The sequence below is a fragment of the Chryseobacterium sp. MP_3.2 genome (assembly GCF_035984805.1).
GTDB lineage: Bacteria > Bacteroidota > Bacteroidia > Flavobacteriales > Weeksellaceae > Kaistella.
Genome location: NZ_JAXCHW010000014.1, coordinates 37,253 through 53,937 on the forward strand (window position 1 = coordinate 37,253; position 16,685 = coordinate 53,937).

Here is a 16,685-nt window from a genome sequence, read left to right on the forward strand (position 1 = left end):
TTTAAAACGTTTGTCTCTCCAGACTTACTTTTGAGTTTCTAGGGTTACTAGTTTAATACTTCTTCAAATGTAGCAGGTATCAGACTTCGGAACAAAAATAAAGGGTGGACAAATAAGGGACAATTACATTTTAAGCAAGTAAAAATCAGCTCAGGATGTGTAATCGCCTATGAAGAGGTACAATCAGTAATTCGAAAAATGAAGAATATTTTTTTATTTTAAGAATATTTTTTTTGAAATTTTCCATCTTAAATGCGAATTTGATTTAAAAATCGGTATTTTTAAAATCGCTAAATAAGATAAAGAGTTTTTGTAACGCTTTAAAATTTATTTTAGACCGCGAATTATTTATGAAAATAACCTCTACTTTTTGCTCTTTTTTACTCCTTTTCTCTATTTTTCTGCACGCGCAGAAAAATAAAAAAGTGGTTGAAGTAAGTGATTCCTCAGGTTTGGAAAAAGTAGTTAATACTTATCGAAATACAATCAAGGATTCCCTTGTTCTTCAAAAACATTTAAAACCATTATTTCTCACTCAAAATTCTGAAAACACTATTATTCGGCAAGTTTATCTTGCAAAGGGATATGCGTTAATTTTGGATAAAGAAAATAGGAAAAGCGAGGAGTATTTTAAGAATTCTCTTGCGTTGGCAAAAAAAATAGAACATGCAGGATTAGAAATCTGGGCAAGCTTAGAATATGGAGAATATTTATATAATTTTCGACAGATTACTGCTGCACTCCCTATTTTTTTATCAGCCATAGAAAAAATTCAGGCAATTGATCCAAGCAAAATTATTTTCCCAAGTGAATCTTATAAAACAATTGGTTTTTATTTAGGCACTATTGGTGATCACCAAGATGCTATTTTTAATTTGAGAAAGGCCTTGCTCTTTACTGATCAAAATACTTCGGAATATGCTGCAATTTTAGACAATATTGGGATGTATTATTTAACCATTGGCGAAGTTGAGAACGCGGAAAAATATTGCAGCGAAGCATCTGACCTTGCCAAATCAATAGGTGATGAACTTAGATATGCGAAAACACTTGGAAGCTTGGCAAAAATAGAAGAGAAGAAAGGTAATTATAATGTTGCTATTAAGCTGCTGAATGTAGATATAGAAATTTCTGAGAATTTGGGGGCTAGGCAAAACACAATGTATGCAAATACGGTTTTAGCCAAGATTTATTTACGGATGAATCTGATTCCGGAGGCAGAAGAAGCGCTTTCTAAAGCGAATGAAATCGCGAAAACAAAATCTTATTTTAAAATAAATGAATTAGATATTCTAAAACTCAAACTCACGATTTTACAAAAGAAAAATCTACCAAACGAGGAGTTGAAAGCAAGACGCCGAATTGAAGCGCTGGAAGATTCTCTTAATAAAACGGAGGGCGTTTTACCTTTGAGCCAAGCCAATTGGATGCTGCAGAAGAGAAAGTACCAGTCTAATATTACCACTACTAAAAAACAGCTAAAAAAAGAGTTATTGGTTAAAAATACAAGTATGATAACCGCAGCTTTTTTACTGACATTTTTAATCATCATCATCATTAGTTTTAAAAAGAGCGAGAAGAAGAAAAAGAAAATAATAGAAGAACAGATTGCGGCTTATGAAAGCAAGCAAGCACAAAGCAAAAAAAAGTTACTGGAGGTTGATCAGAACTTACAGACCCAAATTACGTACCTCAAAGATAAGAACACCCAGATCCAAAATTTGCAACAGGAAATTGCAGACATCAAAGATTCCAAATCATTCACGCAAGCGGAAGAAGAACGGAAATTAGATCTTTTACTACAATCTCATTTAATGACCGATGAAAACTGGAGAAACTTCCGCATCGAGTTCGAAAAGGAGTATGCTCTCTTTTATAAAAGTTTGCATGATAATTTCCCAGAAATCACGGATTCTAACTTGCGGGTAATTTTACTTGAAAAATTGCAGTTTACCAATGCGGAAATTGCTGGTTTGCTTGGGATTACCGTAGAAGCGGTAAAGAAATCGCGACAAAGACTTAAACGCAAATTAGGGGGGAAATACGATTTACTCAACGCCATGATTATTTCTGCCAACTAAAAAACTCCTTAGAAAATCTAAGGAGTTTGGTTTTTATAAAGCTTTAAATACTTTATTTTAGTATCTGTAATATTCTGGTTTAAATGGTCCTTCAACCTCTACACCGATATATTTAGCTTGCTCATCCGTTAAAACTTCTAATTCTACGCCTAATTTCTTCAAGTGTAAAAATGCTACTTTTTCATCTAAATGTTTTGGCAACATGTAAACTTCATTTCCGTAAGCTTCTGCATTAGTCCATAATTCAATTTGAGCTAAAGTCTGGTTTGCAAATGAGTTACTCATTACAAAACTTGGGTGACCTGTTGCGCAACCTAAATTCACCAAACGACCTTCTGCCAAAATGATAATTTCTTTTCCGTCGATATTGTAAACATCAACCTGAGGTTTCACTTCATATTTAGTATTGCCGTAGTTTCCGTTTAACCAAGCCATATCTAATTCATTGTCAAAGTGACCGATGTTACAAACTACAGTTTTATCCTTCATTTTTTTGAAGTGTTCTCCTTTAACAATGTTAAAGTTCCCTGTGGTTGTAATTACGATGTCTGCGTTTTCTACCACTGAATCCAGTTTTTTAACTTCAAAACCGTCCATTGCAGCTTGCAAAGCACAGATTGGGTCGATTTCTGTAACGGTAACAATTGATCCAGCTCCTTTAAAAGAGGCCGCAGTTCCTTTACCAACATCGCCGTATCCACAAACAACCACTCTTTTGCCAGCCAACATTAAATCTGTTGCTCTTCTTACTGCATCAACTGCAGATTCTCTACAGCCGTATTTATTATCGAATTTTGATTTTGTTACCGAATCATTTACGTTGATTGCAGGCATTACCAAAGTTCCGTTCTGCATTCTTTCATACAATCTGTGAACACCAGTCGTTGTTTCTTCAGATAATCCTTTAATTCCTGCAGTTAATTCTGGATATTTATCAAATACCAAGTTGGTTAAATCTCCACCATCATCTAAAATAAGATTCAAGGGTTTTCTATCTTCCCCGAAAAATACCGTTTGTTCGATACACCATTCGAATTCTTCCTCGTTCATTCCTTTCCAAGCATAAACAGGGATTCCTGCGGCGGCAATTGCAGCTGCAGCGTGATCTTGCGTAGAAAAAATATTACAAGATGACCAAGTAACATCTGCTCCAAGCGCCACTAAAGTTTCGATTAAAACTGCAGTTTGGATTGTCATGTGTAGACAACCTGCAATTCTAGCACCTTTTAATGGTTGAGAAGGTCCGTATTCTTCACGGATCGCCATCAAACCTGGCATTTCTGCTTCTGCTAAATTAATTTCTTTTCTCCCATATTCCGCTAATGAGATGTCCTTAACTTTGTAAGGAACGTATTGTGTTGCTGTTTCCATCTAAGTAAATAAATTTGGTGCAAATATACTAAATCTGTTTCTTGTTACCGATACTGCGTGATAGTCAATTTCAATTTTTGTGATGGTTTTCTTAGAGATAAATGTTTTTCATTTCAGACACATAATCAGCATAATAATTAATTGCTTCTTCATTTTTTCCCGCTTCTAAAAACGTGACAGAGGGAAGAACCAAATTGGTGTAAATGTGCTCCAATATTTCCTCTTTATTTGCGGATTTGTTAATATTCAGTAGCATTTTCGGAGCTACCACATCATATTCTTCGATTAGAGCTTTGTATTTTTCATTTGGCATCATCACATATTCTCTCAATTTTCGCAAGGTGTTTAATTCATAGCAGTTATCCGGCAGATTTTTATGAGCAACACAAGCTGTGGTTAAAAAACAATCAAGTTCGCCATCTTCTGTGGGATCTTTATATTTGAAATTAATTTCAAGATTCTTCTTTTTGTTAACAAGGACCGCATGACATTTATCGTGAATTTCTACCATTATTTCTTTTCCTAGCATATTTTCCGCAGTTTCGGAAGCTTCGGAATTCATTTTATTTTCCATCATTTTTAAAGTAATAAAATGGAGGTTTTTCGATCCAATGATTTTTTCCTCTACATCTTGCGCCTTGTAGATCATTGTAATGAGTTTGGTATCATACGCATCGATTTCTATTTCTCTATTTTCAGCTCTTGTTTCTTTAAATTGAGAAAGCATTTCTGGGTTAAGAATAATGTTAAGCAACCATTCTTTTCCATCCTTCTTAAATAAGTCCACCACTTGATATTTATGTGCTTCTATTATTTTTTTATTATCAAAGGATAAAAGCGGAAGAAACGCGGCGGCGGCAAATCCAGAGGATGTTTTCTTTAAAAATTTTCTACGGTTCATAATTTTCACATTTTGTTTATATCAAATATAGAAAAAAATCAATTTTATTTAAACCTTTTAAAGCGTTTCAGCGTAAATTAATACATGTACTAGTTCTTTAATATTGTTTATTTTTACCACACAATTTTAGCGATGCCATTATACAGAGATTTCTCAGATGACCAAGCCACCATACTTCTTTGGAAATATGATGAAAAGGAGGATTTGAATCCCGAAAATCTCATCGAAGCTGAAAATTTTGAAAAAGTAAAAGAGTATCATCCCACCAAATTAAAGGAACTTCTATTGGTTAGAAAAATCCTGAAATCAGTTTTACCCAATCATAAAATTCTTTATGAAGGCAGAACACCCTATTTATTTCCGAATGATTTTGAAATTTCTGTAACGCATTCATTTCCTTTCGCCGCGCTTGCTATTTCTAAAAATAAAGTGGGGATTGATATTGAACCTTTCAATAATAAAATTACTCGCATCAAACACAAATTTCTGTGGGAAGAAGAGAGTGGCTTTATTGAAAAAGAGAAAGAAACTGCATATTTAACGGTGATTTGGTCCTTAAAAGAAAGCTTGTATAAAATTCATCATTCCAATTACTGGTCCCTAAAAAAACATTATGAAGTGAAGCCATTTGAACTTGACTTTCCTTTCAATATTCAATGCAGGGTTCATGATGAAACTGTTTCTGACCTCTACAAAGCGCGTGTCGAATTTTTTGACCAGTATTGCTTCACCATCGTAGATTAAATCTGCGGCTGTAGATTTTCTGCTCCTTTTCTTTGTTCGCGTGCTACATCATAAAGCAAATCCAAAATTTCTTGCAAATTGGTGAGTTCCGTTAAATGGGTAATTTTAGAGGCATCTCGTCGGTTAGAAATTTCCGTTTCCCGCATTTCAAGTTTTCGCTGGGTTAATAATTGTTCCACGGTATCATCTGGCTCAATTTTACTTTCTGCGATGAGGGTTGGATCGATAGGTTTTTTATCTAAAAGCAAGGAGCTCCTTAGCAGTTCTGAGGAAATCTTTTTATTCCATATTTCAAAATCAATCTCCGGATAATCTTTAGAGGAATTTGTGTATTGGGAAAATGAAGCAATATAAGCCGTAATCAAATGTGCTGTATTAACGAACTGGTGAATATTTTCCATTTTCTTCTGCTGATTTTTTGGGTCAGAAATCATGCGCTGAAAATTGTCCGATAGGTTAGCTAGATCAATAATAGCATCTTTCCGACGAAGTTTATATTCTTGAGCGCCTAAACTTTTATCTTTAAAATAATCTAAAGCTGCCTGAAAATACTTTTCATTGCTTAAAGCAGATTTTTTCATTAAGTCCAAATTCTGAGTATGTTCCCAAACTGGAAAAACAAAATAGGAAACCAAAAACGCCAGAACGCCAGCAATGGCAGTATCTAAAATACGGTCTTTGAAGATGAGATCTATGTTTCCCGGTTTTAAAAAGTTGAAACTTAAGAATACATAAATCGTCATAAAGAGGACCGCCCAAAAATAATTGGCTTTTAAAAAGCTAAAGCACAAAATCATACTCAATAGTAATGTCGCAAAAAGTATGGCGCCATCATCAATAAATTGCAAAAGCACATACGCAAAAATTGCTCCTAACAAAGTTCCGAAAAGCCGCAGTAAATTTCTGCTTTTTGTGGTGGAATAGGCAGGACGCATGATCGCAATGATGGTAATTAAAATCCAATACGCATGTCCGATTCCCAAAAATTTTAATTGAGAAATGGAGTAACCAAGAAGTAGCGCTAGTACAACCCGGAGGGAATGACGGAAATAAGAAGACTTTAAAGAAAAATTATTCCGAAGTACCTTAAAATTTAAACTTGGTTGTGAGCTTACAAACTTGTTAAAATCTAAACCTGTTGATAAACTTTTTGCAGATTTTTGATCTTGTGTGAAGATCTTATAGATGGTTGTAATTTCTCCACTAATTTCCTTCAGTCTCATTAAAATAACGCGCATGATCATGAAATTTTCCAGCGTATCTGAAGTCAGATTTTTATTTCTGATGTCAAAATATTCTTCGAAAATTGCATCTAATTCTTTTTGAATTTCACGGATGGGTTTAGCTTTGGAACCGCTTTGCAATGCAATTCCAATGTTTGTTAATTCACCCGCGAGTAGATTGAGAAAGTTTCCGACAGAAATTAATAAACCCGTTTCGCCAAAACTTTTTTGCACTTTTCGGTAGTCGTTTTCAGAAGTCATTAATTTTTCATGCAGATCAATAGAATTCAGAAACATAAGCATGAGCAAACGGCTCGTCGTAGTAGATTCATTGACGATCTTTCGTGTTTTTAAAACAGTTTCCCGCGTTTCTTCCTGAAGATTTTTAATTTTAATTTGCTGCGCGATAACTTGGGATTGCAGTTGGTTGTAATCTGGATTGGCGAGATAAAATTTAGATTTAATGGCCAGATAATCTGCTAATTCCATATAATTTTCGCCAATCATTTGACCAGCTAATTTATAGGGTTGAATTCTAGAGACCACGATAAATATCAAAAAATAGCAAACGGAACCTGCAAGAAATATAAGGGTGCTTTTTACAATATTATCTCCCGTCAGATGCCCATCAATAAAAATTGCCATCACTACTAAAGAAAGGGCTCCAACTGCTGCTAATCTTTGTCCATAAACTCCTATCATGGTGAAAAAGAGGCCGAAAATAATTATTTCGGCATAAACGAGGAGGGGGAAATCCTTGAGTAAACTCGCAACTACTCCCACAAGAGTAAAAGATACAATTGCTAATAAAAGTGCATTTCTGCGGCGGATAAATGGACCTGGTTGATCAGTAAGCCCCACAAAACTGGTTGCAAGTGGGAACAGAAAATATTCTTTCAGCAAGCCAAAGTGCGCCAAAATAATACTGGGAATTACGATTGCCAAAGTAATTCGCACTGCCGAGAAGATGTATTGGCTGGTTGCAAATTTTTTAAATTCTGTGGCATAATTCATAGGCCAAATTTAAGGGTTTATTCCATAAAAAAAGTCCCAAATAATTGGGACTTTATTATTTTCTAAAGATTGTTTAGTAATCTTGTGCATTTCCGGATTCTTCCCCAATATTCCAGGTTAATCCAAATCTTAGCGTATTATCTAGAGCAGAATTAACTTTGGACGTGTTTATTAAGTAAGACAAATCCAAACCAAAAGACTGGTATTTTAAACCTACCCCAACGGTTGCGTATTGTCTTGCTCCTTGTTCTTCACTTTCATGAAAATAACCACCTCTCAGCGCGAAGGCATTATCATATTCATATTCTACAGCACCACTTAACATGGTGCTTTTTTCATTGCTGAATGATTTACCAATTCCTTCAATTACACCCACATTTGGAACGTTTCCAGAACCATCTGGACCAGGAACAAGTATTTTGGAGGCTTCGAAATTTAATCCAACTCTGTTTAAATCATCAATAAATAAATCGTATCCAGCTCCAATTCTTGCCATTGTTGGTAAATAAGATCTGGATTCATCATCTCCCGTGTAATCTAATCTTGGTCCGATATTTTGAATGGCGAAACCACCTCTTGCACGACCTTCAAAATCATTAATACTCGTATGTTTCGGCGACATAAAATAACCCGAAACATCCACAGCGAAAGAGTTTGCAGGCTTCAAAGTGTTATCAGAGTTAAATCCTCCTGACAAATCTGAACGAATGAATCGTCCTGTAACTGCCATGGAATAAGTATCTGTTAACTTTAAACCGTACGCAACATCGATGGAAAATTCATTTGGTTTAGCTGTTCCTTCCTGCACCACTTCAGTTCCAACTAGTTTGGTAAGATCAACTGATCCCATATTGAAATAATATAAACTGGCAGAAATTGTAGATCGCTCTTCATCACCCAAAAACATATGATACGCTCCGTACAGTAAAAAAACATCATTTGTTAATTTACTCATGTAAGGTGTGTAATTTAAACCTACTGCAGAAGTTGTTTTGCTAAATGGGTATTTTGCCGCATTCCAAAATTGGGAAAATGCGTCTGTGGTTGTTGCAACCCCTTGATCTCCCATTCCACCTGCTCTGGCGTCTGGAGAAATTCTAAGGAAGGGTGCTCCTGTTAAAACAGGCTGGATCTGCGCAAAACTCGCAACACCCATACCTAAACCCAAACCTAAAAATAGTTTTTTAGTCAATGTCATAAAGTCAATTTTTATCATTATTTATATTATTTTAATAGAACCATTTTCTCAACTGCAGTTGCACTTCCCTTGCATTTTTCTTGATTTTGGCTTCTGGCGAAAATTTTAAAAATATAAGTTCCTTTTCCTACCGCATCGCCAAAGTCATCTTTTCCGTCCCATTCAATCGCAGTTCTTGGTGTTCTAAAACCTTGGAAAAAAGGTTCCGCAGTAACCGTGCTAGTAATCGTTTTAACCAGTTTACCTGTGATGGTATAAATCTGAACATTCACATCTAACATGTCATCACAGTTGTGCTCAAATTGTACGTATGTCTTATTGGTAAAAGGATTTGGCCAGTTTAACAGTTTGTTAACAATTAAATTTTGGTCTGATTCATCCTTAACTATAAAGTTTAACGTCTCTGTGGTAGAATTATTGTTGATGTCCCAAACTTTGAAGGATATTTGATGCGCTCCTGGCTCAAGATTTCGAAATGGATATGTCACATTTCCTTTTTGATAATCTGAGAGGGTAGTACTTAAACACCCATTACCGTCGCCAGAGAAATAGAAATCATTCAAAACTGTAGTATTGATAATTTTTCCGTCAAGAACTACGGTGATATCATGTCCGATACCAGATCCTGTAGAATTAATTCCTTTATCATCTGTAACGCAAGCAAGAAATAGTGGGTTTTGATCTGTAATTCCACCATCTGCAAAGTTGATATTGTTCATATAAATCTTTGCTTTGGGTGCGTTATTATCATTAATTCCATCTGGGTTTATTCCACCAATTTTTTGAACTTGATTATTAAAAACATCTGTAATTTTATTATCGGCATACGCTAAAATTCTTCCATCGGCAATTTCATAATTGATGTCTTTCGGCACGTAAAATTCTACCGTAAAAATTCCATTTACAGCTTGACCGGATGATTTAACGATAGGTCCATTTTCTTCGGTATAATTAAGAACCGGATTCATCTTAGGTACTCCGTCATTATTTAGAGTTTTTTTGTTTAGCCTTTTATCAAAAATATTAATGGCAACTCTTCCGCTGAAATTTTCATCAATGGTTCCATCTTGTTTATTGATGTGTCCTTTTACTTTCACGAAATCTAATGCTCGCAATTGACCGGGAACAGGCGATTCTATCTCATCAATGTTTAGCAATCTTTTTGGACGGCTTAGTTTGGTTGCTGGATCGCCCAATAAATTTACTTTCAGGTGATCTGGATGTGCCCCTTTCTCTAATTTTGCTTGCAAAAATGCATCTCCAAGACTTATAAAATCGTCATTTACAATTTCAAATAAATGTTTGGTAAAGATTGTAGTAAATTCTTCCCCATATACTACGCCAATTGCTCGGCTAGAAGTAAGCATCATTGCAGCGCCCCCATCTTTCGATTTTATAACTTGCTCTCCCGCAGAGAAAGTATTGGGATCATCCCATAAGGTGAATTCACAAGTAATGGTAGAAATTAAAGGAAAACGACTGTAAACATTATTGTAATTATTAAAATTCTGAATTTCGTCAATCGTCAAAACCCGCTCCTGTGACCATCCATTGATTCCGCCATGTCCGAAATAGAATAAGTATAAACTATTTCCTACATCATTCGAAATGGCTTGATTGACTTGCGGATATCTTTGGCCACCTGCGGAACTTTGCGCTGTGTAAGCATCTAAATATAATTTTCTAACGTTATATTCTTTTCTTAAAGTTCCAGTTTCAAATACATTGACTAAAGACCTGTTCATTGTATTGTGAAAGGGAAGATTATTATCTGCATCATCATCCACTACAAAATCCAGTTTCATTCTCCATTCTCCAAAAGGCGTAGACTGTCCGGGCAATGCATTATTGTAAGCCAAGGCTTTATCTATTAGTAGTTTTGCTTCAGAGACGTTTGCGGCCGGCAATCTACCAATGGGCACATTTGGCAAGGTAGTAGAGAGCGCTATAAAATTAGTGTTCTGCGGAGCTGTCATTACAAAATAATCATCTGTAACAAATGAATCTGCATAATTTCCACTTTCTTCGGATTGAAAAGAAGGAATAATATCTGAACCTGGGTTAGAAATTCCCTTGTAATCAAAGGAAGTGTCGCCCAAGATAAAGGCGAACTTTAATTTTCCAGATGGTGTATTTAATTTAGTAATGAAATCTCTAATTCCCGTAATATCTTTTCTACCACTGCTGAATTCATTGTAGATTTTATTCACATCTACCACTGCAACATTGTACTTGCTTTGATAATAGGTCGCCATTCTTTGGGCATGACCCATCATTTCTGGTGTCGTGATCATTACATAATCAATTCCTTGAAGTCCAGATAAATCTTGATTAGCAATTTTCCCCACGAATTCTGGCGCGTAGGCTTCACTACTTTTAAATGCGACAAATTCATTTGCGAAATTAGCACTGTTTGCATTATAACCGAGTGAAAAAGTTGCAGTACTGCCCGATTTATTTACTTTTTTAGTAACGTTTGCTAAATCTGAAACTTCCCAAACTTGTTCTGCAGTACTTGCATCTGCCAGAGAGAAGGTGTAGGAATTTCCGCTGCCTTCTGCAATGTCATAGCTCCGAAAATTAAGCTGCTTATTGTTAAATTTCAAATCCTCTTTGTATTGAACTTCTGCATAATCAAAGTAAAATTTACCGTTTGGATTAGAAGAAGTAGTAGGAGTGTAGTTAAAAGTAATTTGATTTCCTTGTAAATTTATTGCGCTCCCGCTATAAATTATAGGGATGTATTCTCTCTTCTCCGCTGCAGGAATAGTAAAATCTCCATTTGATCCGCCATTAAGATTGGTTGTCACTTTGTTACCTGAAGATTGAAAAGCCACAAATTTACTTCTGTAGCGAATCACGTCACTGGATTGAATAGGAGATTTAGTAGTAAAAGTGACTGCCTTAGGAGCAGTAAATGCATCGCCTGTCCAAATTCTTCCGATTTTCATCAGATTGAATTTTTCTTCATTTAAGAATTGAAATTCATCGTAACGTGTAATTGTTTCGGAACCTAATGCTGCATCTACCGTTTGAATTCTTTTGCCGGGTCCTAAGTCAAAGTTGATAAAATAGTAAGAAAAGTTATCATAGATATTGATAAGATTACCAGAGCGGTCAGCTCGAGTTTCGTATCTTCTCGTATTATTTCCTGCAGAAGTTGCATCACTTCGATAAACATTAAAGCCAGTGGGTCCTTGCGCATAAAAAAGTGCAAAATCTTCTTCATTCCACGTGCCATCACTTTCGCCGATAACTTGTATTGCATTTTGTTGTAGCGCAGAATATCTTAAGTCAGTATTATTTTCTGGAAGCATCAAACCACCATTTCCATAAATACGGAAATTTTGAGGATTAATATTGGCTGGATTCATTCCATTATCGCGAAGAAATTTACTCGTGATTTTAAAAACACCACTCTTATCAACTTTTATTTTAAAGAAATTGCCAGAACTTAAGGGATTTTGGGTGTCTCCAATTTTAGCGGCGCGAAGCATTGAGGAATTCGAATTATCGGCAGATGTGACCAAAGTAAAAGAGGTTAATCTATACAATACATTCTTTTGTGATTTTAAAGCGGAAATCCGAATATTGGTTCTTTTTTCTTGCGTGTAGGAATTGATATTAATATTAGTTCCAGCTATTTCTTCCGTTGGAACGCTATAAAAACTGACATCCAATAAATCTTTTTGATTTATTTTTTCCCAAATTAAATTGGTGACTTTCAGCTCTTTCCCAGAGTAATTTTGAGAGTAGTGGAGGTAAATGGAACCTTCTTCATAAGTAAACCCTTCATTTTTAAAAAATGGAACGGTAATTTTCTTCGTTCCATAATCAATTACTTTGGTGCCTTCCCACTGTATAGCGGTGTTTTGCGAGTAAAAAAGAGATAGGAAAAAGTTTAGTAAAACAAAAGTTAAAGTGCGTTTCATTGATTCAAAATTTCACGATTACAAATTAAACGAAAAATAATATAAAATGATATGATACAATAAAATTAATTTGTAAACGTTTTGCAAAAAATCAATGTATAATTTGATTTATAAAATAATTTCATTTTTCTTTGTATCCTGAAAATATCAATATCGACTATGAATAAACTTAAGTTGTTTTCAATATTACTGTTAAGTTCTACCCTTATTTTACTTAGTTGCGGCGGAGGCAACACTAAAAAAGGTGGTGGTACTAAGCGGTTTACAAGCAAGACTGGTTGGAAACCCAACGATCAAAAAGGTTGGTTTTTTACCGGAAAACAACAAAAACAAAAAGGATGGCCAGGAATGGTCTATGTGGAGGGCGGAACTTTTACCATGGGATTGGTGAAAGATGACGTTATGCATGATTGGAATAACACACCGAAAAGAATGCAGGTGAGCTCTTATTTCATTGGGGAAACAGAAATTACCAACTATGAATATCGAGAATATGTTACTTGGTTGAAATTTGTATTTCCTCCATCTGACCCAAGTTTCAAAGAAATTTATAAAGGTGCACTTCCAGATACTTTAGTTTGGAATAATAAACTATCCAGAAATGATTTTGCAGAAACCTATTTCCGTAGACCAGAATATGACTATTACCCTGTAGTAGGAGTTTCTTGGTTGCAAGCTTCCCGTTATTGCGATTGGTTAACTGATCGTGCGAATGAAAAAGCATTAATGGAGCAAGGAATTATTTCTAAAGATTTTTATACCAATGATGCCAATAATCAAGGTGCAAACTCCTTTAATTTAGATAAATTTAAAGGGAACGATCCAGAAATGGAAGCGTATATCAATAAAGAAAGACTGAAACAAAAATCTGGAATCAAAACCAGCAATGAAAGAATTTTATCTGCAAACAGAAATGCAACAGCAGGGGTAGTAGAAAAATTCAGATTGCCTACCGAAGTAGAGTGGGAATTTGCAGCATTGGGAATGCAGAAGGAAAGAGAATATAATCTGTATACCAATAAACAACCTCAAATTCAGCAGCTGAAAGGAACAAAAGGTAAAAACCGTGGCATGTACATGGAAAACTTTAAGCAAGGTCGGGGTGATTACTCTGGAGTTGCAGGTTGGAAAAATGACGGTTCACCTACCACGGCAGATGTAAAACAGTATCCTTCAAATAATTTGGGAATATTCGGTATGTTTGGGAACGTTGCAGAATGGACTGCAGATGTTTATCGTCCGATTATTGATGAAGAAGCAAGTGATTTTAATTATTACAGAGGAAACATGCCACAAGAAGTAGTTAAAAACGCAGACGGTACTTTCAAAAAAATAGAAGCTGCTAAATATGATACTCTTACAGATGGTCGTTTGGTATACAAAGGTTTACCTGGACAGTATGAAAGAGAAACAGTAGCAGATAACAGAAACTTTAGAGATGGTGATTTCCAATCATCTTTGGATGCCGGTTATGGTAGAGAAGAGGATAGTACAACTGCAGGTTACAATATGTACAATTCTAAACAAAAGAAATTCTTTGTTGATGGCAAGGGTCGGGTAATTCTTGAAAAAGATACCAACTCCAGAACAACTAGAATTTCCAATGAGGTACGGGTAATTAAAGGCGGGTCCTGGCTTGATGGAGCATATTGGCTTGATCCGGGTCAAAGAAGATTCCGAGATGAAGCGAAAGCTTATGGCTGGGTTGGATTCCGCGTAGCACAAGATGCTAAATCCACTGGAAAAGGAAGAACGAAAAGATAATTAATCTTAATATTTTTACTAATCCTTCTGTGTTTGCAGAAGGATTTTTTTATTTTTGAAGCATGAATACAGCCACCTTTTATCCCATATTTTTACACGCTACAAAAGTGACTATTGATAGTAGGAAAGTAGAAAAAAATGACATTTTCTTTGCCTTTTCTGGGGATAATTATAATGCAGCTACCTTTGCAGAAGAAGCAATTCAACTTGGAGCATTGGCGGTAATTGTAGAGCAGCAAGAATTTGTGAATGTAGATAACAATATATTTTATGTTCCTTCTACATTAATATTTTTACAGGATTTAGCAAAGTTGCATAGAAGCATGCTAACAATTCCCATCATTGCACTTACGGGAAGCAATGGTAAAACTACAACCAAAGAAATCATTCATGCAGTGCTTTCCCAGAAATACAAAGTTCAATATACCTTCGGAAATCTAAACAATCATATCGGAGTTCCCCTCACTTTACTTTCCATTAAAACGGAGCATGAAATGGCCGTAGTAGAAATGGGTGCGAATCATCAGCGTGAAATTGAAATGCTCTGTGATTTAGCGAAACCTAATTTTGGCTACATCACTAATTTTGGCAAGGCTCATTTAGAGGGTTTCGGTGGCGTAGAAGGTGTTATTAAAGGTAAGTCGGAAATGTATCTCAACTTATTTGAAAACAAGCAAACGGTTTTAGTGAATGCTGCTGATCCCCTACAACACGAAAAAACAAATTCTTATGATTCAAAAATCACTTTTGGAACAAAAGGTTCGGATTACTATTTTGAGAAGTTTTCTCGGAATAATTTTGTGGGTTTAGAGTATGAGGGAATTTCTGCGCAAAGTCAATTAACGGGAAATTATAATTTTACAAATCTTTGTGCTGCGGCAACTTTAGGATTGCATTTCGGAATCGATTTTTCGCTGATAATATCAGCCATAGAAAATTATATTCCAACGAACATGCGATCTCAAATCGTGGAAAAAAATGGTAAAATTTTAGTTTTAGATACCTACAATGCCAATCCAAGTTCCATGGCCGAATCGTTGAAAAATTTCAGTTCCTTTGAAGGTAATAAAACAATAATCATCGGAGATATGTTAGAATTAGGGGATGTTTCTACGGAAGAACACCAAGCAATTGTAAATTTGGCAAACTCCCTAGATTTTCAAGAGATTTTTACCATTGGAAAATGTTTTGCAGAAGTGAATAAAGGATCCAAATCATTTTTAAATACACAGGAATTTTCAGAATATTTAAAAAATAATAAAATTGCGTCTAAAAATATTTTATTAAAAGGTTCCCGCGGAATAGCCTTAGAAAAAGTCTTAGAATTTATTGATTAGTGTAAATTCCAGCAGTCGTTTAATATAAGTTTGATGTTTTCAAAGGTCATGGGAAAAACCTCACTCGTAATTTGTGCGCGGTTTTTCCAAACAACTTCAGAAATTCCTTCTTCCGTTTGGGGTTTTAGTTCTTCCTTCCCAAAATATTTCATCCTAAACCAGTAAGTGATTTTTAAGATTTTTTCTCCATTTCTTTCGGTAAAAATATGGAAAGTATTATTCAGAAATTCATCTAAAATTACTTCTTCTAAACCTGTTTCTTCGCCAACCTCTCGTACAGAGGCTTGTTCCATTGCTTCGCCTTTTTCTATTTTTCCTTTCGGCAAGTCCCATTTTCCGAGTCTGCGAATAAACAGAATTTCGTCCTTATCATTACAAACCACACCTCCAGCAGCTTCTACCACTTTAAACATATGGGTAAAATCTTCCCAAATTTCTTCGATGTTATCGCCATAAACATTAATTTCTGAGCAAGAGGTATTTTCTAAAAGATCAACAGCAATTTCCAACGTTGCAAAACCCTCGAAACGTAATTTTTTCGTGAGATTTTCAGGATATTTACTGAGCGTTAATTTTTTTTCATTCACAAAAACTTTATACATTTGCAATGTTTTAATTAATACAAAAATATAAAAATGAATCTAGAAGGACGTAAAATAATTGTAAATAAATCGGCAACCCAGTTAGTGGATATGTTGAAGTCTCCAGAAGATTACCGCAGTTTAATGCCGGAATCTCTTCAGAGTTTTGAAGTTCGGGACAACGGCTTTAAATTCAGCTTAAAAGGAATGCCAGAAATTGCATTAATTATTGACGAAGTTTCCGAAGATAAAGTTGTATTAAAGTCCGCAAGTGCAAGTTTAGATTTCGCATTAATTGGAGATATCACTTCAGTTGATGACACTAAATCCGAAGTGCAATTATTATTTGAAGGTAAATTTAATCCGTTTATCAAAATGATGGTTGAAAAGCCACTCCAAAATTTTATCAATAGTCTCACCGATAATTTAGAAAAGCTTTAATTCTTGTCCCGTCCTAAAAAAGCGATACAGATTATTAAACAAAATTAAATAATTAAACACTAGCGATAACGTTATCGCTAGTGTTTTTTCTTTTGTAG

Annotated in this window: 11 protein-coding genes; 5 read left to right on the forward strand and 6 right to left on the reverse strand. The window is 35.1% G+C overall.

Features of this window, described 5'->3' with window-relative positions:
* Positions 1–350 precede the first annotated feature (350 nt).
* Entirely contained in the window at positions 351–2,081 is a 1,731-nt protein-coding gene (locus RCH13_RS13320; protein ID WP_326987743.1) for a tetratricopeptide repeat protein, read from the forward strand.
* 57 nt (positions 2,082–2,138) lie between these two features.
* On the opposite strand, the gene ahcY is transcribed toward RCH13_RS13320, so the two are convergent.
* Both ahcY and RCH13_RS13330 read right to left on the reverse strand, forming a co-directional pair.
* On the reverse strand, positions 2,139–3,452 hold the full coding sequence (ahcY, locus tag RCH13_RS13325) for an adenosylhomocysteinase (protein ID WP_326987744.1): 1,314 nt from the start codon (positions 3,450–3,452) through the stop codon (positions 2,139–2,141).
* Between the two features lie 91 nt (positions 3,453–3,543).
* Positions 3,544–4,353, reverse strand: a complete 810-nt coding sequence (locus RCH13_RS13330; protein WP_326987745.1) for a hypothetical protein — start codon at positions 4,351–4,353, stop codon at positions 3,544–3,546.
* A 132-nt stretch (positions 4,354–4,485) separates the two neighbouring features.
* Here RCH13_RS13330 and RCH13_RS13335 point away from each other — a divergent pair, with 132 nt between their 5' ends.
* On the forward strand, positions 4,486–5,097 hold the full coding sequence (locus RCH13_RS13335) for a 4'-phosphopantetheinyl transferase family protein (protein WP_326987746.1): 612 nt from the start codon (positions 4,486–4,488) through the stop codon (positions 5,095–5,097).
* Here RCH13_RS13335 and RCH13_RS13340 read toward each other — a convergent pair.
* The 3 genes from RCH13_RS13340 to porU form a co-directional block, all read right to left on the reverse strand.
* The gene (locus tag RCH13_RS13340) at positions 5,094–7,334 is read right to left on the reverse strand and encodes an FUSC family protein (RefSeq protein WP_326987747.1); all 2,241 of its coding nucleotides are present in this window, start codon (positions 7,332–7,334) and stop codon (positions 5,094–5,096) included. The genes RCH13_RS13335 and RCH13_RS13340 overlap by 4 nt on opposite strands.
* A gap of 73 nt (positions 7,335–7,407) precedes the next feature.
* Positions 7,408–8,532, reverse strand: coding sequence for a type IX secretion system outer membrane channel protein PorV (porV, locus tag RCH13_RS13345; protein ID WP_326987748.1), 1,125 nt, complete (start codon positions 8,530–8,532; stop codon positions 7,408–7,410).
* Positions 8,533–8,558: 26 nt separating this feature from the next.
* Positions 8,559–12,464, reverse strand: coding sequence for a type IX secretion system sortase PorU (gene porU, locus RCH13_RS13350; RefSeq protein ID WP_326987749.1), 3,906 nt, complete (start codon positions 12,462–12,464; stop codon positions 8,559–8,561).
* Between the two features lie 159 nt (positions 12,465–12,623).
* On the opposite strand from porU, the gene gldJ reads away from it, so the two are divergent.
* Complete coding sequence (gldJ, locus tag RCH13_RS13355; RefSeq protein WP_326987750.1) at positions 12,624–14,228, forward strand: gliding motility lipoprotein GldJ; 1,605 nt, start codon at positions 12,624–12,626, stop codon at positions 14,226–14,228.
* A gap of 62 nt (positions 14,229–14,290) precedes the next feature.
* A complete protein-coding gene (locus RCH13_RS13360; RefSeq protein WP_326987751.1) occupies positions 14,291–15,565 on the forward strand; it encodes a UDP-N-acetylmuramoyl-tripeptide--D-alanyl-D-alanine ligase in 1,275 nt (424 codons plus the stop codon).
* Here RCH13_RS13360 and RCH13_RS13365 read toward each other — a convergent pair.
* Positions 15,562–16,167, reverse strand: coding sequence for an NUDIX hydrolase (locus tag RCH13_RS13365; RefSeq protein WP_326987752.1), 606 nt, complete (start codon positions 16,165–16,167; stop codon positions 15,562–15,564). The genes RCH13_RS13360 and RCH13_RS13365 overlap by 4 nt on opposite strands.
* Positions 16,168–16,200: 33 nt before the next feature.
* Between RCH13_RS13365 and RCH13_RS13370 the strand changes: the two genes are divergently transcribed.
* Positions 16,201–16,587 carry an SRPBCC family protein gene (locus RCH13_RS13370; RefSeq protein WP_326987753.1) on the forward strand — a complete coding sequence of 129 codons (387 nt, stop codon included), beginning with the start codon at positions 16,201–16,203 and terminating at the stop codon, positions 16,585–16,587.
* Positions 16,588–16,685 lie beyond the last annotated feature (98 nt).

What these genes read in the sequence shown, in the direction of transcription:
- RCH13_RS13330 (WP_326987745.1), bottom strand. Translation starts at nt 4,353, where the DNA reads ATGAACCGTAGAAAATTTTTAAAGAAAACATCCTCTGGATTTGCCGCC.
- RCH13_RS13370 (WP_326987753.1), top strand. Translation starts at nt 16,201, where the DNA reads ATGAATCTAGAAGGACGTAAAATAATTGTAAATAAATCGGCAACCCAG.
- RCH13_RS13320 (WP_326987743.1), top strand. Translation starts at nt 351, where the DNA reads ATGAAAATAACCTCTACTTTTTGCTCTTTTTTACTCCTTTTCTCTATT.
- porU (WP_326987749.1), bottom strand. Translation starts at nt 12,464, where the DNA reads ATGAAACGCACTTTAACTTTTGTTTTACTAAACTTTTTCCTATCTCTT.
- RCH13_RS13335 (WP_326987746.1), top strand. Translation starts at nt 4,486, where the DNA reads ATGCCATTATACAGAGATTTCTCAGATGACCAAGCCACCATACTTCTT.
- porV (WP_326987748.1), bottom strand. Translation starts at nt 8,532, where the DNA reads ATGACATTGACTAAAAAACTATTTTTAGGTTTGGGTTTAGGTATGGGT.
- RCH13_RS13340 (WP_326987747.1), bottom strand. Translation starts at nt 7,334, where the DNA reads ATGAATTATGCCACAGAATTTAAAAAATTTGCAACCAGCCAATACATC.
- ahcY (WP_326987744.1), bottom strand. Translation starts at nt 3,452, where the DNA reads ATGGAAACAGCAACACAATACGTTCCTTACAAAGTTAAGGACATCTCA.
- RCH13_RS13360 (WP_326987751.1), top strand. Translation starts at nt 14,291, where the DNA reads ATGAATACAGCCACCTTTTATCCCATATTTTTACACGCTACAAAAGTG.
- RCH13_RS13365 (WP_326987752.1), bottom strand. Translation starts at nt 16,167, where the DNA reads ATGTATAAAGTTTTTGTGAATGAAAAAAAATTAACGCTCAGTAAATAT.
- gldJ (WP_326987750.1), top strand. Translation starts at nt 12,624, where the DNA reads ATGAATAAACTTAAGTTGTTTTCAATATTACTGTTAAGTTCTACCCTT.